General features: G+C 57.9%; 11 protein-coding genes and 1 CRISPR repeat array. Of the genes, 6 read left to right on the forward strand and 5 right to left on the reverse strand.

Features of this window, described 5'->3' with window-relative positions; genetic code table 11:
- Genes csm3 through cas6 form a run of 4 tightly spaced genes read right to left on the reverse strand, consistent with a single transcriptional unit; the run spans position 1 to position 4,868 of the window.
- Positions 1-726, reverse strand: a complete 726-nt coding sequence (csm3, locus tag SFUM_RS07010; RefSeq protein ID WP_011698209.1) for a type III-A CRISPR-associated RAMP protein Csm3 — start codon at positions 724-726, stop codon at positions 1-3.
- A 14-nt stretch (positions 727-740) separates the two neighbouring features.
- Positions 741-1,253 (reverse strand): type III-A CRISPR-associated protein Csm2, encoded by a 513-nt coding sequence (gene csm2 / locus SFUM_RS07015; RefSeq protein ID WP_011698210.1) that lies wholly within the window; start codon positions 1,251-1,253, stop codon positions 741-743.
- A gap of 17 nt (positions 1,254-1,270) precedes the next feature.
- Positions 1,271-3,817 carry a type III-A CRISPR-associated protein Cas10/Csm1 gene (gene cas10 / locus SFUM_RS07020; RefSeq protein ID WP_011698211.1) on the reverse strand — a complete coding sequence of 849 codons (2,547 nt, stop codon included), beginning with the start codon at positions 3,815-3,817 and terminating at the stop codon, positions 1,271-1,273.
- 19 nt (positions 3,818-3,836) lie between these two features.
- A complete protein-coding gene (gene cas6 / locus SFUM_RS07025) occupies positions 3,837-4,868 on the reverse strand; it encodes a CRISPR system precrRNA processing endoribonuclease RAMP protein Cas6 (protein ID WP_049766313.1) in 1,032 nt (343 codons plus the stop codon).
- 512 nt (positions 4,869-5,380) lie between these two features.
- Between cas6 and csx20 the strand changes: the two genes are divergently transcribed.
- The 6 genes from csx20 (at position 5,381) to cas2 (ending at position 12,083) form a co-directional block, all read left to right on the forward strand.
- On the forward strand, positions 5,381-5,773 hold the full coding sequence (gene csx20 / locus SFUM_RS07035) for a CRISPR-associated protein Csx20 (protein WP_011698213.1): 393 nt from the start codon (positions 5,381-5,383) through the stop codon (positions 5,771-5,773).
- Positions 5,763-7,109, forward strand: a complete 1,347-nt coding sequence (gene csx2, locus SFUM_RS07040; protein ID WP_041440094.1) for a TIGR02221 family CRISPR-associated protein — start codon at positions 5,763-5,765, stop codon at positions 7,107-7,109. The genes csx20 and csx2 overlap by 11 nt, the downstream gene beginning before the upstream one ends.
- A 298-nt stretch (positions 7,110-7,407) precedes the next feature.
- Positions 7,408-8,865 carry a tetratricopeptide repeat protein gene (locus SFUM_RS07045; RefSeq protein ID WP_011698215.1) on the forward strand — a complete coding sequence of 486 codons (1,458 nt, stop codon included), beginning with the start codon at positions 7,408-7,410 and terminating at the stop codon, positions 8,863-8,865.
- Between the two features lie 64 nt (positions 8,866-8,929).
- Complete coding sequence (locus SFUM_RS07050; RefSeq protein ID WP_011698216.1) at positions 8,930-10,555, forward strand: CRISPR-associated primase-polymerase type A1; 1,626 nt, start codon at positions 8,930-8,932, stop codon at positions 10,553-10,555.
- Between the two features lie 149 nt (positions 10,556-10,704).
- Complete coding sequence (cas1, locus tag SFUM_RS07055) at positions 10,705-11,757, forward strand: CRISPR-associated endonuclease Cas1 (protein ID WP_011698217.1); 1,053 nt, start codon at positions 10,705-10,707, stop codon at positions 11,755-11,757.
- Positions 11,758-11,804: 47 nt separating this feature from the next.
- Positions 11,805-12,083 (forward strand): CRISPR-associated endonuclease Cas2, encoded by a 279-nt coding sequence (gene cas2, locus SFUM_RS07060; RefSeq protein ID WP_011698218.1) that lies wholly within the window; start codon positions 11,805-11,807, stop codon positions 12,081-12,083.
- Positions 12,084-12,649: 566 nt separating this feature from the next.
- Positions 12,650-17,692: direct repeats of the CRISPR family, unit length 36 nt; unit sequence GACGGAGACAGAGCCCCGATTTGAGGGGATTGAGAC.
- A 313-nt stretch (positions 17,693-18,005) separates the two neighbouring features.
- Here the strand turns inward: cas2 and SFUM_RS07065 are convergent.
- Positions 18,006-20,360 carry a DUF6600 domain-containing protein gene (locus SFUM_RS07065; RefSeq protein WP_011698219.1) on the reverse strand — a complete coding sequence of 785 codons (2,355 nt, stop codon included), beginning with the start codon at positions 20,358-20,360 and terminating at the stop codon, positions 18,006-18,008.
- Between the last annotated feature and the right edge of the window lie 612 nt (positions 20,361-20,972).

The raw sequence follows: 20,972 nt of genomic DNA on the forward strand, positions 1-20,972 counted from the left end.
CTAGCTCCTGCTATGCTGGATGATCTCCTCCGGCGCAATTGCCAAAAATTGCTGTTGGAAATCCTCACCATCCACACGCAAGTTCTCAAACTTGATCCTGCCGTATCCCCTGGAGCCTGATCCGCCTAGGGCATCATGCTCAAGCAATCGCATTACTCGTAGAAATTCCTTGAAAAGTCTCTTGTCCTGCTCTCCCTGATCCCCTGTATCGAATACACGATAAACCATCATCAGATCGAAAACAGCCCCAGCCGGAACCCGCTCAGTCTTTCGTATCCCTACACCGGCTTTACCCTGAATTCTATCGATGTTGTTTTCAAACTTTTCTTCTGTGAATGGAAGTCCTCGCCCGATGAGGCTGTCCCGCCATTGCTCGTTTAGTGAGCAGTCACGCACCACAAGGCGTGTCGGACCCGCAACCCACTGTTTGCTTGTAGTCCCGAAGATGCGCAACACCGGGTCTTGAGCCAACCGAACCGGATCTTTCTCCCCTCCTCCTTCCCAAGTCTTGCCGCTTTCTTCCACCCGGTTTGTAGCCCATTCCATTAGACAGCGAAGCTTGCCTTTGAGAGAGGACCCTGGGATGTATGGTTCATCTGTGTACGGGTTCTTTACGACAGGGCTGTCGACCCCGCCGATTTCTATTGCGTCCTTGCCTGCACCGATGTGTAACCCGGTAAGCACACGAATATGACCTGTGAGGATTTTACTGGCGACGAGCCTCATGATCAGTCCCTCCCTCAATTGTCTTTAGCATAGAAGCGGTGAAATGCCACAACCGCCTCAAACACCTTAATAAATGCCTGGAAGTCCTTCAGGTCCTTGATAGAGGCCATGTGGTCAAAAATGAACTGAGTGAACTCCCTGGGTGAAACTTTGCGTTTTTCGGCGTAGACCGCCTTGGCCTTAAACATCATCACGAGCGCCATGTCACGCTCGAAGTTCGCCACCTGTTCCTCCACCTTGCCGCGAAGTATCTTTCGCTCAATGGCCTTAAACTCGTCATAGAATCTTCGCATTTGGGTAGATTTGAGATCTCGAAATGAGCTTGCCCAGCTTGCCGCTCTAGCATCCACTAAACTCGGATCCAATTTCCGTTTTTCCTCATCTGTGAAGTACTTGACAGGAGTCGGAGTAGGCAGTTGTTCTCCGACGGCCCCTTGCTGCCCTCCCCGCGCCCCTTGACGGGAGCTTCCTTGACCGTAACGGCCTTGACCGGAACGGCCATAACCGGAGTGACTGTACTGGGACATGTTGCTACCCTCCTTTGCTAAGTTCGGTTTCGATACAAGGCAACTGTTAGTGGCAGACGCCAATCTATGATATTGGTATGCTTGGTAGTCAACTTGAGTTGATCGTCCAGCCCCAAATGCTCCAACCACTCAACAATCATCTTTTCTTTCTCTTGGTTGTTGCGAGCCTTGATGTTTCGGGCCAGATGATATGCAAGGCGTGCACGCCATCCGGCCTTTTGCACATTGGCCTTGATTGCAACAGCCTCCGCATCCATGGCGATCACAAGCAGCCGGTAGATGAAACTCGTGCTCACAGGCGAATCATCGTGCATTCTTTGATGAACCCATTCGGCATCCTTCAGCCGCGCTATGTAGCATTCCCATGAAACGGGTTTCTCCAGCAGAGCACAGACTCGGTTGCGTCCATGGTACTTGCATTCATCGAGATACTCCTGGGCTTCAAGAACAGCCCGGTTGACAGGATAATTCGGCTTGAGCAACGATACACCTGCCGATAGGGTAATGTTTGGGTTATGGCCCGTGTATGCCCGGAAGGTTTCATTGACTCGTGAGGTCAAAGCAAGAGTCTGCCTCCAAGGGCCAATGAAAAGCAGATCATCTCCTCCGGCATAGATAGTGTAAGTGTCCGGGAATTCCCTGTGAAGCAAACCCTTCAGGTAGCCGGTGAAATAAAGGTCCACCATTCGCGAAAGCTGGGCTATGCGTGACAGGGTAAATCGATCTTCCTCAGCCTCCGTACGCTTCAAACCGAAGTTAAAGAGAAAGCCCAAATAGTCGACATCTGCTTTGAGAAGTGCCAGGAACGCCTTGCCTCGAAATGCCCCACTATCCTTTTCCGGTTCCAAAGCATCCGCTGCAATGTGTGCGAAACTTTTGGGTTCACCGATCCTGGGAACCACATCGTCATCCCAGCTTCCCTCGTAGCGCGGATCCTGCGTTTCATAATGGTCTTTAAAGACCGGAATGTGGTTGGCTAGGTTCCTCACGGCCCAAGGGATCGGCATGTGAAGAGGCGAAGTTCTGCGAACGGATAGAGCTTCTCCAGGTAGATTCTCCGGGTGATTGCGAAGAAGAGCCAGTTCGAGGCCTATTACGTCAACCGGATTCCATTCGCGCGGCAGAGAACGCCCCCACACCATAACCGTTGCACCAACAAGGTCTCTCCCGATCCGAAACTCATCGTGACAAGTCAGGCAGCGGTATCCACTTTCGGCAGCACCGGTTGTGACCGCCGGTCGCACCCCGCAGGCGGAACAGAGTGCATCCAAAGGGTATTCGCGCTTCAGTACCCCTTGGGAACACTTCGAAAGGGGGCGCTGCTTGCCGTCTTCGATCGCCTGACCCAAACCTGCCATGATTTCCCTCAATGGATGGGGCTTAAAAGAGGATGCCGAAAACGGCGGAGAGAGAACAAGGTTCAAAGCCAGGCTCCCCGTGTAGTGTTCTACAAGCCACTTGTCGAACCGTTCCCGCAGACCGTCAACATGATCTTCGGTATCACCGAGTGCGGGCACAAGAATGAGAAATCGGCCGCCAGCCTGTTGCAGCACTGTGCAAATGGGAAGAGAAAGCAACTCGATAGAAAGTAGGGCTGCAGCCTCAGAGACCCCACTCATCATGAATGAACGAGCCCTTAATATCTTGTTCACTCCTTTGACGCCCTGTGTCTGAAGGGAAAAAAGGGTATTTTGAATGCCCGAGAGGTCTCCCGCAAGCAGACGAAACTTCATTTGCTGCTCGTCTCTAATTGCCTTTACGTCTTCCAGTTGTCCTTTTGCATCATGGTAACGATAGAGACATGCGGCTATAGCCGCAGTTGTGCGTGCGTGGTCGTAGAGGGAGATGTCAGGGGAATTCACTGTGCTCGACGGGATAGCCCATGTGTAGCGCTCGAGCAATCCTAATAACGCTTCCTCGAAAAGATCGAAGGAAAGCCTCGGTGCTTCTCGTCCCAGCACCTTTATCTCACCCCAGAATTGTTGCCACACCTCTTGGTAACGTTTCGGAAGCTCCGGCACCTCACCCTTCGATGGCCACGCTATGGGTATCATGCTTTCCGCATCCTCAGGATTCAGCACACCCAGTCTGTATGCATGGGCTTGCGGCATTCCGAGGGCTTTCGGATCGAGGATGACCTCATCGAAGATGCAACGGAGCGGCGTTTTCTTAAACGTGCTTCGCGACGAAGCCCGTTCGCTCGTCTCTTCATCATCGCGGCGATCCATACCTGCGGACAACCTATCTCCCAGCGCGCAGAGCCACGAAGCACCTGGGATGGGGCAAGCATCCGGTTTGTGATGATAGCTCGAAATGTCCTCAACGGTCTTTGCATTGATTCCCGCGGGAAAGTAGACCTCTTCTTTGCTCATGAGGTCAAAAAAAGCATTGGTGAAGAGAACGTGTTTGTGAGTGTAAACGCTTTTTTGCTGGGGGCACAACGTTGATTCCAGATCAAGATGCTGTCCAGTGACGTCCGATAGTCGGTCATACGCTCGTTGAAGGAACTTGCCCACGTCATGGAGCAGAGCCCCAACAACCACTTCGTGCATCGTGTATGCCATCACCTTCTCCTCGCAATTTTCAGTCTGCAAGAGCATGCCCCTCCAACGGTGCAAGGCTGTACCGCCCCAACCCGAAGCTGGTCCCTTTGCCCAGGTTGACCCATGAGCCCAGGACGAGCAGGGGCAGGAATTGCTCGAGGTCGCCCTCGAAAGTCATATCCCCGACGAACCCTCCCATCTTCATTCGCTTATCCTGTCTCTTCGAATAGCGTTCCCAGTCGTACCACGCGGTGGACCGGTCCGTAAGCCTCACCGTCTCCGCCCGGTCCAGCAGCGGCCCGACGCAAAGCCCTTCATTCCCTTCGCAGTGGAAGGCCACAAGGTTGTTCAGCCTCCTCAGCAGGTTGCGCGCCAGGACGTGGAACCGGGGGGGATCGGTGCACAGTTCTCCCTCGTAAACCAGCCGCAGGGGCGTGACAAAACGCAGGCGAACCTTGCGCGAAGAAAGACTCCCGCTCAACGCCAGGGCATGGTCGAGCCCGGGAACCTCACCCGGCATGCGCAGCACCTCGTTCTCATACAGAATTTCCTGTGGGTCATCCCGCGAGCCCAGGCTCCAAACCCGCACAACCTCGAAGGTCCCGCGCCCTTTTCCGATGCCGAGCTCGCCCATCCGCTGAAAGGCGAAGACGAAATAAGGAAGAAAATCGATGGCCCGCCCCACGAGTGTCATGCCGAAATGAAATGTACTTCCCGCCTCCTGGACCCCCTCCCGCCCCGTTTCCAGGTTGAGAACGAAAGGATGTGGAGCCGTCCCGTACCGGCGGTCAGCCTCCGAACCGTTCATGGGGCTGGTTTCAAACGTATAGCTGTAGATGCACCTTGCCCGGAGCAGACACGTCGGGCATTTCTGGCGCCGGAGGGCACACGCGCTCCGTAACAGGGCCATGCCGAAAGCCCCCCGCAACGTGCTCCCCAGGTAGGGCGGAAGCAAGATGTGCCCCGTCGCTTTGGCTTCGACTTTCAAACGCAGGCAACGAAACGCCCGCATCGGCTCAAGAAAGTCCGTCTGCTCCTTCGTGATTTTCTCCGCCCGCTTGTGCTGTTCCATTGCAGGGTGTCCATACCTCCCGATCGACGAAAGACATTCCCGGAATCCCCGAAACCGACTCCACGTTTCCACGGGGGCTTCCATCGGCGTTGCACCGGCCGAAAGACGATTTCGACCACTGCCTCCAACATACGGCCTTGAAAGGTTTTTTTTCAGAAAGAAAAATCTTGAGATTTTTTTGTGAGGTTTCTTGCAGAAACGGCGAGAAACGGAGAGTGGGGAACGAAATGATTTTCACAGCGCAAAAATCCATGCCGGCACTACTCATTCACGTGAAGGTCCAAGCGCACGACGGAAGTGAGCAACCGTTTCCTTGAAAAAGATGCTTTCTGACCGTATACCATAGTCAGCATGTCCGATGCCAGAGGGTTGTGCCCGGTTTCACTCAAAAAGGGGCCCCGCAATTCCGGGAACCGGTCATTCCAGACCTGGCCGTACCGGACCTTGCGGGCCGTGTGCCGCATTGAGGTATCCGAATTTACGCGGAACCGTTCCGCACATCGGGAGGCGTTGTGCCGCATTCACTCATTGTGCTCTTCAATCACCGGTTGACCCCGGAACAGGAACTCGACGCGAGGAGGAACCTGGGGGTGTCGACCGTCGTGCAGCCGCCTGCCGCGATCAGTGAACGGTGGGCGAACGTCCCGCCGGACCTCCCCGAGATCGATGGATACCTCGCGCCGGTAAAGCACTGGCTCGAAACGAACGCCTCGCCGGGCGATCAGGTTCTCATCCAGGGAGATTTCGGCGCCACCTACATCATGGTCAATTTCATTCGGGGGCGGGGACTCACCGCCGTGTATTCCACCAGCCGGAGGGAAGCCGCCGAGGAAGTGCAGCCCGACGGTTCGATAAAGCTGACCCATGTGTTCCGGCACCAACGATTCAGGAAGTATGGAGGATAAAAACATGGCCAGAGTCTACATTTCTTTCCTTGGCACGAATGACTATGTCGAATGCCGCTATCTCGATGAGTTCGATACACCAGAACCCGTTCGTTTCGTTCAGGAGGCAACGATTGGCACTATTTGCCGTGGCTGGGGGCCTGGAGACCGTATTACGATATTCACCACAACGGACGCGGAGAAGAAGAACTGGGAGGACAACGGGCACTACGACAAGGATAACAAGCGATACAAAGAATGTAAGGGGCTGAAAAGGTGTCTTGAGGAACTGAAACTTACCGCCCCGTTTGCCAATGTGCACATTCCGGACGGTCACAGCACGGAGGAGATGTGGGACATTTTTCAGAAGGTCTTTGATTCTCTCAACGAGAGAGATGAAGTTGTCTTCGACATCACCCACGCCCTCCGTTCCATCCCGCTGCTGGCTATTGTCGTGCTGCACTATGCCAAGGTCCTCAAGCGAGTATCGCTGAAAGGCATCTACTATGGAGCATTCGAGGCTTTGGGTAGCATTGCGGATGTGCGGGCGCGCCCCGTTGAGGAACGCAGGGCACCAGTCCTGGACCTCACAGATCTCGACAAACTGATGGATTGGACCATGGCCACAGATCGATTCCTGCAAGGCGGCGATGCACGCTCGGCTGCAGCATTGGCCAAGGCGGAAGCGGAAAGGGAGTTGAAGAAGACCCGCGGCAAGGACGAAGCGGCAAAGGCAATCAGGAGCCTCGGGTGTGGCCTGGAAGATTTCAGTAAGATGCTTTACACGTGCAGAGGCAGGGAGATATCGAAGGCATCAACCGAGTTGAAGAAGCGGGCCAAGGAATGCAGGAATTTGAAACTGCCAAAGCCTTTTCGTCCCCTTTTCGAAATGATCGAAAAACGCCTTGAAGCCTTTAAAGGCGACTCTCTTCTGGACGGTCTGGCGGCAGTGCGGTGGTGTGTCGATCATAATCTTGTCCAGCAGGGTTTCACAATTCTTGAAGAGATCGTATTCAGCCACACCCTCTCCGGGGTCGGCCTCGATGCATCGGACACGAGACTGCGGTATGTGGCTTCACAAGCATACACCATCGTGAGCCGGAATTTGGACGACAACCCGGTTGAATGGGAAAGCCCGGCCAGAGGTGAAGAGGAGTACACTCGACGAATGATCGATTTCATTCGCGGGCATGAGGACCTCCGTAGCGCGGTGGCGACATTGCGTGCCCGTCGCAACGACTTGAACCACGCCGGATTCATTGAAAAACAAGTGTCTTTACAGAAGGCCGGTGATTTTGCAGAGGATTTGGAAAGACTGTTGGGAAGAATCGAAGCGGCCCTGACAAGCGACTTCTAGCCATTTTCTATTCGACAGGCATCGGCCTGGGCGCTTGTCTTCTCTGTAGCCCGCTCCAGCAAACGCTGGGCGGGCACAAAATCGAGAATTCACTCCCACGAATACAACATCCCAACACGAGGCGGCGGGACATCCTGGGCTTCTTTGGGCTGCTGCGTTGCCCCCCCCGTCGTCACATTTCCCCTCGAAACGCCGCCAAATTTTGTAAATGCGTTTTCCATGGCCGTATTCACATGTTGCAGGGGGAGGGTGAAAAGCCCGCAAGCCCCGATTCCGCACATCATCGAGGAGAAAAGCCATGGAAACGACAGGCGCCAAAATCCTGCACCACCCGGCAAACATCCAAAACTCCGAGCAGGCGACGCATGACGGCGAACCTGTGCGGGAAATCCCGCCGGACCCGAATGCGTCCAGCCCGGGAACACCTTCCGTGGAGCAAACCGCCGAAGCCGCTTCCTCCGAGGCGGACCTGCTGACTTCCCTCGCCGCGCTCGGAGTCAACGAAGAGCGGCTCAAAGCCGAACGCAGGCGCGCCCTTGGCGAGATTTCCGCCCTGCGGGCCGAAAACCGGTGGGAGGACATCCTCTCGCTTTTTCATCCCGTGGAGGAAAAGAACCCGGAGCTTCTTGCGGCGGGGCGCGCTACGGCCATCCGCGGCGAAGTCGCGTTCGCCCTCGGCCACCTGGGCCGGTTCGATGAAGCCATCGCCCTCTATCACCTTTGTGTGGAGGAGGAGCCCGACAACTTCCACCACCACTCGGGTCTGGCCTACACTGCCTACGACAGCCTGTACGCCGCCAGGGGAAGGCAGATCGTGCTCCATCCCGAGGAGCGCAAGGCGAGGATAGAACTCGCGCACCGCCATTTCGCGGTTGCTCAATCCCTGCGCCCGAACCGGGTGACCAATTACTACCGGCAGGGGATGCTGTACAAGTCGATCCAGGGGAAAAAGGAGGAGGCCCTGCCCCTCTTTGCCGCGGCGGTGCGTAACTGGGAGGCCTACAGCGCGGAAGAGATGAAAGCGCGCCACCAGGAGCGGAAAAACTACGTGAAGGCTCTCTACCAGCTGGCCTCGTGCGAACTCGACGCGGGAAAACCCTCTCGGGCCCTCGAGACACTCAACCGGTGCCTGCTGGAAGACGAGGAGTCGGGATTTTTTTCGACGGTGCACAAGTATTTCGCCCTGGGAAAGGTCCGGTTCGAGCTGGGGGACATGGAGGCTTCCGTCCAGGCGCTGAGCTTTGCAGCCTCGCAGGCGGTCCCGGAAGAAGATGACTATGTCTTCGAGCTCCTGGCCCGTGTTCACCTGTGCCGTGGAAACGGCGACAAGGCATGGGAAGCCGTGAACCGCGTCCCTTTGAAGCGCAGGCGCCCCTATTTCCGCTGGACCGAGGCGGAGGTGCTCATCGCGCGGGGCGAGTGGGAGCGTGCGAGGAAGGTGCTGGCGGAAGCGGCCGAACGGGACCGAAGAGGACGCCACAAGGCCCTGCTCCGCCTCGCGCGCCTCGAGTTCCGCCTTTGCCGCTACGATCAATGCCTCAAGTGGGCGAAGGATGCGGACAACTTTTTCCGCAACCAGTTTCAGAACCCCTGCGGGGACGGCCTGTTCTGGCAGGCCGCCGCTCTCCTGCGCCTGGGTCGCCTGGATGAAGCGGAAAACGCCGCCCGCAAGCTCGCGAAATACATGCCGCGCCATCCCCACCTGGGGAGGCTTCGGGATCTCATCGCAAAGGCGACCGCGGCAGGGCCGGCATGAGAGCGCCTGAACGTTTGCCGAAGCTTCATTTCGCATAACCTCCGGCATGGAAGGAGCGTCCGGCATGAACGCCGAAACCTCTCCGCTTCCCAAAAAGACCGGTTCACCGGATTTCGCGCTTCTCCTCCAGCAGATCGAGAAGCGCCTTCTTACGGGCTCGCAAACCGAGCAGGCGGTCCAGATCCTGGGACGGGAGTCCATCTGGAAAACCCTCCCCCCGGACCAGGCGCTCCGGTGGGCAAGGCTCGCCCAGGCGGCGGGGTTGCCCGACTTGAGCCTGCAGGTTCTCTCCTGGGTGACCCAAAGCGAACCCGGTTGCGTCGAAGCCTGGCAGCAGCGGGTCGATCTCCTGGAGACACTTGGTCGAAAACAGGCCGGCCCGGAAGCGGCCGCTTGCGCCGTTCGCTCCGAGAACGCCGACGCTTCCGGTCCATCCCCCGGTACCCCTTCCAGGGAAGACGGGGCACCATGGGAGGAGGTCGTCGAAACGCCGTTCACCTCCATGCGTTCGCGCGAGGCGGCTCTAGCGCGCTACCTCGATCTTTTCAGCGGTCGGGAGGACTGTTTCGCCCGCCAATGGTCGGACAGAAAGGCGGGAACCCAGGGGTACATACCCGTTCGTCGTCCCATGACTTCCGAAGATGCTCTCGAGCACATCGGGGGACACAGGACCTACGGGATCTATCTCCTGCGGCGGGACAGCCACGTGAAAGTCGCGGTGGTCGATGCGGACCTTGCATCGCGGCTCCGCGCGGGGCCGGTCACATCGCGGGACAAGGAGCTCGTTTCCAGGGAAAAGAACTACCTGCTCGGCCGCCTTCCCGAGATCGGCAGGGAAAAAGGTCTTCCCTGCCTCGTGGAATTCAGCGGAGGAAAGGGTTTCCATTTCTGGTACCTCTTCGAGGAGCCCGTGCCCGCAACGGAGGCTCGCCAGGTGCTCCAGGGGCTTGTCAAACGGATCGCCCCCGATCTGAGCTGCTTCAACCTCGAGGTGTTTCCCAAGCAGGACCGGCTCGCCGGGAAAGGACTGGGGAACCTTGTCAAGCTCCCTCTCGGCATTCACCGGGTGACGGGCAAGCCGTCCTTTTTTCTCCACATACCGGATCGTTCCCCGTGGGCGCAACTGGAGGCCCTTTCCAAGGTGAATTCCATTGGCAGGGAACCTTTCCTGGCTGCCTCTTCGTCCAGGGAGGCGGGAGAAGTCGTGGTACATCCCAGGGAAGAAATGTGGGCGAAGGAAGTACCGGAGCTCGCCTTCCTTGTGGACCGCTGCACGGCACTCGCCCAGATCGTCACAAATTGCCGGCAGTCACGGAGCCTTTCCGTTCGGGAGGAGAAAGTGCTCCTGGGGACCATCGGATTCTTGCCGCGCGCCAAGACACTGCTGCACCACCTTTTCCGGAACCTTCCCGAGTACAATCCCCACCTGGTGGACTACCGCCTGTCCCGCGTTCGCGGGTCCCCTCTCGGCTGCAAGCGCATCCACGGCCTGCTGGACCTCGCATGCGACCAGTGCACGTTCCCCGACGGCTCCGCCTATCCGCATCCCCTCCTTCACTGGCCGCAGTGGAAGCAAGGCGCCGAAGAGCAGAAGGGGGAAAGAGTGGGCAACTTGAGGGATGCGCTCGACCGCCTGCAGGAAGCGATCGGCGTCGTCGAGCGATTCCTCGGGGATGGGGCGAACTCGTAGAGGAAAGAACGAAACCGGAAAACGGGCGCCGTGCGGAACCTCGGAGACCAGGGTCCCGCCCTTCCCTTACCGGGTATCGAGCCGACGGGTGACGAATCGCCTCAATCGGGTGGGAATGCAAGGAAAACGACAAACCGCGGGGGTTGAGCATGGAAAGAACGTACATCCTGGAGCAGGGAGCGTATTTGCGCAAAGCGGGCAATCACCTGGTCGTGACCAAGAACCGGGAGATCATAGCGGAGATCCCGCTGGAAGGCCTCAGCCAGCTCACCCTGGTGGGCTTTTCCTCCCTCAGCGGAGCGGTCCTGGAAGTGCTCATCCGCCACCGCATCGAAACGGTGTTGCTCAGCCCCAGGGGACAGTTTCGCGCCAGGCTCATGGTGGATGAACACAAGCACGTCCAACGACGGCAGGGTCAGTACGTCAAGCTTTCCGGGGCCGATTTCGCACTGAGGACCACTCAGAGCATCGTCCGGGGAAAGCTGCGAAACACGGCCCGCTTTCTGGCACTGCGAGGAAGCAGGTACGGGAGCGAGGCGCTCCACCGGGCGGCGGCACAGATCAAGGGACTGTCGGCTCTCGTCGATCGACAGAAAGACATGGACCTGCTGCGCGGGATCGAGGGGCATGCGGCGAACCTGTACTTCGAAGTGTTCCCGCTCCTCGTCCGGGTCCCGGGTTTTGAATTCAACGGCCGCAACCGGCGTCCGCCCCTCGACCCGCTCAATGCGCTTCTCTCGTTTGTCTACACCCTGCTCACGCAGGAGGTCCTGACGGCCATCAAGGTCGTGGGGTTGGACCCTTACCTCGGCTGCCTTCACGCGGTCGACTACGGCAGGCCCTCGCTGGCCTGCGACCTGGTGGAGGAATGGCGCACTTTCCTGGGCGACCGGCTCGTGCTGGCGCTCGTCAACCGTCGCGTCATCGGCCTCGACGATTTCGTCTACCGTCCCACCCCGTGCGCGGACGCAGTAGACGAAGAGGAGCTGAAGCATCGCCGGCCGGTGGAGATGAAACCGAAGATCGCCCGGGCATTCATCGAAGCTTATGAGAAGTGGATGGCAAGCCGTATTCTGGACCCGGGTTCGAGGGAAAGGACGGACTATCGCGGGCTCATTCAGCGCCAGGTCTGGAAATTCTGTCATTATCTCGTGGGGGACCGCGACTCTTATGAGCCGTTCATCTGGTCGGAGGTCTCCTGAGGAGACGGGTTGAACGCGGGGCAACCTGATCGGGGAGTTCGTCGCGAATGTTTTACGTGGTCTCTTACGACATAAGTGACGACCGGGTGCGTTACAGGGTCGCAAAGGTCCTCAAAGCTTACGGCGTCAGGGTGCAAAAATCCGTTTTCGAGTGCCCGGACCTGACCGAAAAGAGGTTCCTGAAGATGAAGGACCGCCTGGAGGCCTTGATCGACTTCACCACGGACAGCGTCCGCTACTACCGTCAATGCCGCGGATGCCTTGCCCAATGCGAGGTTTCGGGTGCGGGGGAGCTTCCGGCGACCACCAAGTTTTCCGTCGTATGACCATCCGCCCCTCTGCGGCATGGGACTAACGGATGAAGCACTTCGGGATTTCCGGCTGTTTTGGCCGTGACTGGGGGTCTGGTCTCTCCGGCATGGAATCAATCAACGGAGCACTTCGCGATGCTATCGATCGTCGTTTTGTGCCTTGCCTTTGGGCCGAGCGCCTGTCGCCGGGTTCTCGTAGACACCCCGATATGGAACAGAGTGTCAATTCATACCCTTCCTTTACACCATCGAAAGAAACCGCAACCATCCTCCACAACAACAATGCCGGCAAAAATAGGAGAATGCTTCCCCCGGCGCTTTCCCCGGCCGTGTCGTGCGTGGTTCCGCGACCGCATTTCCGCCCACCTGGCGTTCGCGAACCATGCAAAGGTCAACCTGTTGATTTTACTCACCGGCGGGCAAACACATGCGCGGATTCGAGAAGATGTTGAATGATCCAATACTTTTCACTTCGCTGGCGACACCGGAAGGCGTATTCTTGTACTCGGCGTCAGAAAAACGGGGATATGGTCGGAATCGGCCTCGAAAGCCCTTGAGCAGCCGCGGTTTGCAGTGCAAGAGACGGAGACAGAGCCCCGATTTGAGGGGATTGAGACTCTTTCGCGTTCAGTCTCTGTACTTTCATCGTCAGGACGGAGACAGAGCCCCGATTTGAGGGGATTGAGACTCGCCTTCTTCCTGGCCGCTTCCCTCAGTCTCTTCGACGGAGACAGAGCCCCGATTTGAGGGGATTGAGACCGTCGCCTTCTTCCTGGCCGCTTCCCTCAGTCTCTTCAGACGGAGACAGAGCCCCGATTTGAGGGGATTGAGACTGCGTACTACTGATTCATGTTCCAGAAAAAAAATTGACGGAGACAGAGCCCCGATTTGAGGGGATTGAGACCTTCATCCGGTAATCTGACCATCAACCCTTTCATCTTGGACGGAGACAGAGCCCCGATTTGAGGGGATTGAGACGCCTTTCCCCGAAAAAACCGTCGCGTTCCATTTTTCGACGGAGACAGAGCCCCGATTTGAGGGGATTGAGACATGGTTCCTTCTCCTTCTTGGTTGTGCCCCTTTCGGGACGGAGACAGAGCCCCGATTTGAGGGGATTGAGACCCTGCCACTCCTCGACCTCTGCCTCCAGCTTCATACAGACGGAGACAGAGCCCCGATTTGAGGGGATTGAGACTTGGATGTATGCCGCGCTATTCTCCAACGTCTGTGGGACGGAGACAGAGCCCCGATTTGAGGGGATTGAGACCTTGGTTGTGCCCCTTTCGGGGCTCTGTAGTCATCGGACGGAGACAGAGCCCCGATTTGAGGGGATTGAGACTCAACCCAGGAAACCACTATCCCGGCTGGATTTTCCGACGGAGACAGAGCCCCGATTTGAGGGGATTGAGACCGGTCATGGCTCGTTCGTTTGCTCCGATTTCGTTGAGACGGAGACAGAGCCCCGATTTGAGGGGATTGAGACTTGGGTTGTGTGCCTTTCTCCGAAAAATCCGTCGCGTTGACGGAGACAGAGCCCCGATTTGAGGGGATTGAGACTTTTCTTCTCCTTTGGTTGTGCCCCTTCCCGGGGCGACGGAGACAGAGCCCCGATTTGAGGGGATTGAGACGTCTCAAGCCGATCGGGGCTCTGTTGTCATCGCCTCGACGGAGACAGAGCCCCGATTTGAGGGGATTGAGACGGGATTTCCCGTCCCATCCGAGGCGCTTGGCCTCGGACGGAGACAGAGCCCCGATTTGAGGGGATTGAGACCACTACGACCTCACCAGTTGTGAGTGTCACAACTGGTGACGGAGACAGAGCCCCGATTTGAGGGGATTGAGACATGTCCCGGTCGAGCATCTCGATGCTCTCCGGGTACTGACGGAGACAGAGCCCCGATTTGAGGGGATTGAGACTCCTTTCCATAAAATCTGTCCAAAATCTCGTCCATGGACGGAGACAGAGCCCCGATTTGAGGGGATTGAGACTCCCTTCTCATCGGAGACCCCTTTCTGCCCCTTTCGGGACGGAGACAGAGCCCCGATTTGAGGGGATTGAGACCATTGCTGACGGGCAGGGGGAAATCAGGAGAGGTTGAGACGGAGACAGAGCCCCGATTTGAGGGGATTGAGACTCATCGCGTCACCCTGGAATCCGAGGTCAACCCGGTAGACGGAGACAGAGCCCCGATTTGAGGGGATTGAGACTTTCGCCTAGCCCGCCTCGGGTGCCTCCGGGGCGTGACGGAGACAGAGCCCCGATTTGAGGGGATTGAGACCACATGGCGGCTCAAGGCATACGATATCTGGACCGGGACGGAGACAGAGCCCCGATTTGAGGGGATTGAGACTGCGTTTGCTGGTCGCTTGACGAATTGCAGCGAGTACGACGGAGACAGAGCCCCGATTTGAGGGGATTGAGACACTCATGGTCTCTCCTTTCGGTTGTGCCCATCACTGACGGAGACAGAGCCCCGATTTGAGGGGATTGAGACTAGGGGTGATTTTTGGCATTATTTCCTCCCTCCTGCAGACGGAGACAGAGCCCCGATTTGAGGGGATTGAGACAGGCGTCCATGAGCAACTCTGCTCCGGCGTGCTTCGAGACGGAGACAGAGCCCCGATTTGAGGGGATTGAGACTGTTGCCCCGCTCCCACCCGAGACGGGATGTCCCGTCCCATGACGGAGACAGAGCCCCGATTTGAGGGGATTGAGACTGCAATCACATGTCTGGCACTCGGATCCCACTCTGAGACGGAGACAGAGCCCCGATTTGAGGGGATTGAGACAACTGGTCGGTGTATTTACTCATGGTCTCTCCTTTCGGACGGAGACAGAGCCCCGATTTGAGGGGATTGAGACTTGCCTCTTGGATAGTCTTTCTCATTTCCTTCAAGAGACGGAGACAGAGCCCCGATTTGAGGGGATTGAGACTTGACGATACGACGGACGCTATCTGCGGTTCCGTGGGACGGAGACAGAGCCCCGATTTGAGGGGATTGAGACATCCGCGAATTCGGCAATCGTCTGCCAGAAGAATTCCGACGGAGACAGAGCCCCGATTTGAGGGGATTGAGACAACCATGCTCCGGTGGCACACCATACAGGTGTGCATTTGGACGGAGACAGAGCCCCGATTTGAGGGGATTGAGACATTAATGACATCAATGAGAGCACTCAATTGATTTTCAGACGGAGACAGAGCCCCGATTTGAGGGGATTGAGACATGATCTTGATAACTGCGTGTACTCAATCGAAGTGTGACGGAGACAGAGCCCCGATTTGAGGGGATTGAGACTTATCCGTACAAAAAACGAAATGAGACCTATTCTCCTGACGGAGACAGAGCCCCGATTTGAGGGGATTGAGACTTCCGTGTTCGGGGCACGCGGCGTGCCAGTGGACGAGACGGAGACAGAGCCCCGATTTGAGGGGATTGAGACCAGCGACGCGCCGTGTCGGCGAGCAATCTTGTCCGCCGACGGAGACAGAGCCCCGATTTGAGGGGATTGAGACTTGGGACACTCAACGCGCCTAGTGGTGATCGTCATGGACGGAGACAGAGCCCCGATTTGAGGGGATTGAGACGGATTTCCTCGATCACGTCCGTTGAGCGGTCTATGGGACGGAGACAGAGCCCCGATTTGAGGGGATTGAGACCATTTGTTTTCCGAAGGCGGTCTTCAATCCGCCTTCGGACGGAGACAGAGCCCCGATTTGAGGGGATTGAGACTTTCCGACGAGACCCAATTCTCCGGGTTAAACCGAACGACGGAGACAGAGCCCCGATTTGAGGGGATTGAGACATGCAGCATCAAATGATCTTGATAGTTGTGTGTACTCTGACGGAGACAGAGCCCCGATTTGAGGGGATTGAGACAAGATCGGGAACAATCCATCGGTCGACCGGCCTTGTTGACGGAGACAGAGCCCCGATTTGAGGGGATTGAGACATACTGCTCCCGATCTGGTTAGCTGATCCTGGTCAGTGACGGAGACAGAGCCCCGATTTGAGGGGATTGAGACAGGATTTTTCCGAAGTTCGTGAGGCTCACGGCCTCGTGAGACGGAGACAGAGCCCCGATTTGAGGGGATTGAGACCCCGGCTAACCCCTCGGAAGGACATGATCTGTGTGGCTGTCCTGACGGAGACAGAGCCCCGATTTGAGGGGATTGAGACACTCCTGCGGTTGCACATGGTCTATTGTCAACTGGACGGAGACAGAGCCCCGATTTGAGGGGATTGAGACAACCCCTCGTAGACGTACAAATCCACGAGGGCGCGAGGACGGAGACAGAGCCCCGATTTGAGGGGATTGAGACGTGCCCCAGATTCACCGTCGCAAACCAGTGCCGTCTGACGGAGACAGAGCCCCGATTTGAGGGGATTGAGACATGACGGATTCGTTTCTGACTGTGAAAGAACGCATATTTGACGGAGACAGAGCCCCGATTTGAGGGGATTGAGACTCCAGGACGGATTCGTTTCTGACTGTGAAGGCTTGGACGGAGACAGAGCCCCGATTTGAGGGGATTGAGACTTGATTGATGTCATCAAGATCACCATCATAATTAATAGACGGAGACAGAGCCCCGATTTGAGGGGATTGAGACAGAGAGTCGAGCCTCGTCAAGAACCGATCGGCATCGACGGAGACAGAGCCCCGATTTGAGGGGATTGAGACATAATTCCGGCCGCTCTCAGGGCGGCCATGACGTCCGACGGAGACAGAGCCCCGATTTGAGGGGATTGAGACTCCCAACGCTCGGCAGGGCTCGACTCGTTCGAGAGTGACGGAGACAGAGCCCCGATTTGAGGGGATTGAGACTTGGCCTGTTTGTGCCCCGATCCGGTGTAATAATCTGACGGAGACAGAGCCCCGATTTGAGGGGATTGAGACTCCATGGCATCCCGAACGCGTTCTTTATCCCAATAAGACGGAGACAGAGCCCCGATTTGAGGGGATTGAGACTGATCCGAAAAGAGAACGGGTCCAAAGTCTTAAAGACGGAGACAGAGCCCCGATTTGAGGGGATTGAGACTGCTTCGTCATGCTCGACCTCCTTCGGGGTGTTCAGGACGGAGACAGAGCCCCGATTTGAGGGGATTGAGACTGCTTCGTCATGCTCGACCTCCTTCGGGGTGTTCAGGACGGAGACAGAGCCCCGATTTGAGGGGATTGAGACTTTGATTTTTTCCTGATCTACTTTAAAGGCATTGGCGACGGAGACAGAGCCCCGATTTGAGGGGATTGAGACTTCTGCAATTGAGATTTGGCAACACCTTTAATCTTGTGACGGAGACAGAGCCCCGATTTGAGGGGATTGAGACGCGCGAATAGCCTTGTCCCAATCGAACTGGTTCTTGTGACGGAGACAGAGCCCCGATTTGAGGGGATTGAGACGCGCGAATAGCCTTGTCCCAATCGAACTGGTTCTTGCGACGGAGACAGAGCCCCGATTTGAGGGGATTGAGACGCGGCGTAGGCCCGCTCGAAGTTGGCAATCGCTTTGACGGAGACAGAGCCCCGATTTGAGGGGATTGAGACTTCCCGGTAATCCGATGGGGCTGGCGCAGGATCACGGGACGGAGACAGAGTCCCGATTTGAGAGGACCGTAAGCAAGCCCTTTCGGCTCGTTGTCAGCTTCACGGGAATGTAGAGTAAATGTTTCCGGGTTCGGGGTTCAGCCGAAACACCGCGCGGGCCTTGCTTGGAAACACCCGGCAACGAACCCGGGCTCATGGGCGTGAACGAATGTGGTGGGATTCAAAAAATGAGCCCTCCCCCGGAAAGTCTTGTGCTTCCCGGGGAGGGCCCGCTATCAGGTCGGGGTTTGTCGTTTCAACTTACCTGTGGCCGCGTTATCGCTAACACCCGCGTTATCACCCGCAGCCGTACTGTCGTTCAGAGCCGCGTTATCGCTCGCATGCCGTCAAGGTTTCTCATCAGCCTTTTTCTTGCCGGCTGGGCCCTGCTGCTGCCCATGCTGGGGCTGCTGCCCCTGCTGAGGCCTTGGCTGCTGAACGCCCTGCTGCTGTCTTGGCTGCTGAGCCCCGGGCCTCTGTTCCTGCATTTGGGGCCTGCGTTGTTCCTGAACCTGGGGCCGTCGCTGTTCCTGCATTTGCGGCCTGCGTTGTTCCTGCACCTGGGGCCGTCTCTGTTCCTGAACTTCCGGCCTGCGCTGCGGCTGCTGCTCCTGAGGCTTGATCGTCCTCCGATCGTCCTGCGCCGGCGGCCGCCGCTGTTCCTGTACCTGAGGCCTTCTTTGCTCCTGCACCTCCGGGCGTCGCTGTTCCTGCATTTGCGGCCTTCTTTGCTCCTGCACGCCGGGCCGTTTTTGTTCCTGCATGTCCGGCCTGCGCTGCGGCTGCTGCTCCTGAGGCTTGATCGTCCTCCGGTCATCCTGTGCCGGCGGGCGTCGCTGATCCTGGAGCTGCGGCCGCTGTCCCGGGCCCTGCTGCGAAGGCTCGTCCCGCTTTATTCTCTGCTCGGGCTGCCGGGGACCCCTCGGTTCCGAAACCTCTCGTCCCGTACCCGGTCTGCCGGGCTGAACCTGCTCGCCGGGCCTGGCCGGTTGAAGCTGCCCGCCGGGTTTCGTCACTTCCCGTCTGCCTGCCGGCCCTCCGTCACCGGGCCTGGCCGGCTGGACCTGGCCGGGTACCGTTCGCGGACCCGCCGTGGGAGCATCCGATCCCCGACCCCTGACTTCCGCGGCCGGCCGGACCCTCTGCTTGATTTCCCTTTGTTGGAACCGCACCTCGGAAGCCGGTTTGTTCACTTCGCCGGCCGAAACCACCTTGTTGGTGATCCTTGGCCGTTCCACCACGGCTTTCTGCACCGGAGCGGCCTTCCTTGCGTTCGCGGCGTTCTGCCGGATGAGGGCGGCGTTCATCCGCGGCGATTCCTGCTTCGCCAGCCGCTCGTTTTGCACGATCCGGTTCACCACCGTCTGGTGAGGCTTCCTCACCACGTTGACGTTGCTGAAGTTGTAGCGCCTGCGGTCGGTATTGTAGTTGTTGACGACCGTGTTGTTCACCACCGGAGCTCCCCGGAAGTTGTTGATGATGGTGGTATGGTTGATGTTCGTCACCCTCACGTTCCGGTAGTTCCTCACGCCGTAGAAATTATTGTGGTTCACCACCACGGCGCGGTTGTACCACCTGTAGCTTCCGATGTTGATGCGGACAGCGGCCACGTTGGTCACCACGACCGCCCGCGGTCCCCAGCGCCGATGACAATAGTACGGCTCCATAGGGGCCAGCGGAATCCAGCCGACCTGCGCCCCGGTGCCGATCCACGCCACGCGTCCGGGATACCACCCGAATCCGACCACGCCCGGCGTCACGCGGACTCTCACCACAGGAGGCGCCCAGAACCACGCATTGCCCACCATCACCCAGTTGCCGTAGTGATGGGTGACGTATCCGAACGGCTCTTCAGGAACCCAGGTGTTGTCCTCGTTCCACACCGTCCAGCGCCCGGCCGTGAAAGGAGCCCAGTCCCGCTCGACGCGCACGGGCCTCCAGAGCCTCTGGCGCCGGCCTTCGTACTCGACTTCCTCCCAACGCCCGCTCTCGTCCAGGGCGTACGCATCGTCCTGAATGGCGGGCGGCAGGTACTTGACGGAATCGCCGCGCACCGTCATCCGCTTCGACCACAGGGCGTCGCGGTTCGCGTTCCAGTCGTCCCAGTCGGCATCCACATTGCCTTCGCCCGATGCCACTTCCCGCTCGTCCGCAACGATGGAGGACGCGCCGGGAAGGACCTCGTACTTGGTCCCCGTCGCGTTGTGAACGAAGTCCACGTCACCCTTGATCGCAATCACCTCGGCGGATTGATCCCCCACGTAGAGGTCGAATACCGCTCCGGGTTGCGCCATCACGTAGCCGAAAGGAGTCGTCGCCTGGATCACGGCCTCGGAGCTCTTGTCATAGAAGCGCGTGACGCCGGAAGCGACGTCGATGACCGTCGCGTCGGGCTTGAGCGTGATCAGCTGGATCTGCGTGTCCCCGCTGATCCTCGCCCAGCTGTTGTTGGGCATGATGAACTCCGCCTTGCCGTCCTGATCCGAATACAGGGCGTCGTCCAGCCCGAACGGCGCATCCTGCACCGTGGCCACCCAGTCCTTCTCGTCCGGAACATATCGCAGCAACTGGCCTTCCACGTGGGATATCCTCCCCACCAGCACGGCCTCGTCGTCCTCGGAAGCCTGAGGCTGGGCGTGGACGGCAGGCGCCGCCGCAACAAGAAAAACCAGGATCAATCCTAACCACTTCAGTTTGTTCATGTACCCTCTCCTTGTATGTCCAATGACATCCAGTTACACGGAATTCCTCTCCGCATCGAAAAAGGAGCCGCTCATCCAAGGGATCATCCCGGCGAACGCCCGTTCGTCCGCGACTTCCTTCCATCCCCTTGTGAAACGGACTTCGCTCCTCCACCGGAGGCTCCGGTTTCATCGCAGCGATACATCCTCTTTCGGGTGAACTCATGAAAGCAATAAGCGTTCCATCTTGCCCTGCCCCGATTCTCAAAGATCATCCCGCGGGCGCAAAGCCCTGAAAAACCGCTCCGGTTTCCGGGATTTCGAGCGCCGATCCAGCCGACACGCCGCACTCCGCCCCGAACCGGCGCAAACACCGCATAATACGAAGTTACCTAGAAGATAGATTCCCGGGTGAGTCTGTTTTCATGCTTCGCGGGTGTCGCAGGGGGCATGGATAATTGCGTTCAAGATGGATCTTTCAAGCACAAAAGAGCGGGGGAATGATTCCCCCGCACCCCCCAAGTTTCGGCCACACGCGCAAGCGCGTGAGGCCGAGTGCTCGGCGCTGTCGGCGACTGGCCGAAGGCCGCCGCCGCAGCGACACACGGAGCCGCGAAGCGGCGTGGGGGTGTG

This window comes from Syntrophobacter fumaroxidans MPOB (assembly GCF_000014965.1).
Lineage (GTDB): Bacteria > Desulfobacterota > Syntrophobacteria > Syntrophobacterales > Syntrophobacteraceae > Syntrophobacter > Syntrophobacter fumaroxidans.

What these genes read in the sequence shown, in the direction of transcription:
- csm3 (WP_011698209.1), bottom strand. Translation starts at nt 726, where the DNA reads ATGAGGCTCGTCGCCAGTAAAATCCTCACAGGTCATATTCGTGTGCTT.
- csm2 (WP_011698210.1), bottom strand. Translation starts at nt 1,253, where the DNA reads ATGTCCCAGTACAGTCACTCCGGTTATGGCCGTTCCGGTCAAGGCCGT.
- cas10 (WP_011698211.1), bottom strand. Translation starts at nt 3,817, where the DNA reads ATGGCATACACGATGCACGAAGTGGTTGTTGGGGCTCTGCTCCATGAC.
- cas6 (WP_049766313.1), bottom strand. Translation starts at nt 4,868, where the DNA reads ATGGAACAGCACAAGCGGGCGGAGAAAATCACGAAGGAGCAGACGGAC.
- csx2 (WP_041440094.1), top strand. Translation starts at nt 5,763, where the DNA reads ATGGAGGATAAAAACATGGCCAGAGTCTACATTTCTTTCCTTGGCACG.
- SFUM_RS07045 (WP_011698215.1), top strand. Translation starts at nt 7,408, where the DNA reads ATGGAAACGACAGGCGCCAAAATCCTGCACCACCCGGCAAACATCCAA.
- SFUM_RS07050 (WP_011698216.1), top strand. Translation starts at nt 8,930, where the DNA reads ATGAACGCCGAAACCTCTCCGCTTCCCAAAAAGACCGGTTCACCGGAT.
- cas1 (WP_011698217.1), top strand. Translation starts at nt 10,705, where the DNA reads ATGGAAAGAACGTACATCCTGGAGCAGGGAGCGTATTTGCGCAAAGCG.
- cas2 (WP_011698218.1), top strand. Translation starts at nt 11,805, where the DNA reads ATGTTTTACGTGGTCTCTTACGACATAAGTGACGACCGGGTGCGTTAC.
- SFUM_RS07065 (WP_011698219.1), bottom strand. Translation starts at nt 20,360, where the DNA reads ATGAACAAACTGAAGTGGTTAGGATTGATCCTGGTTTTTCTTGTTGCG.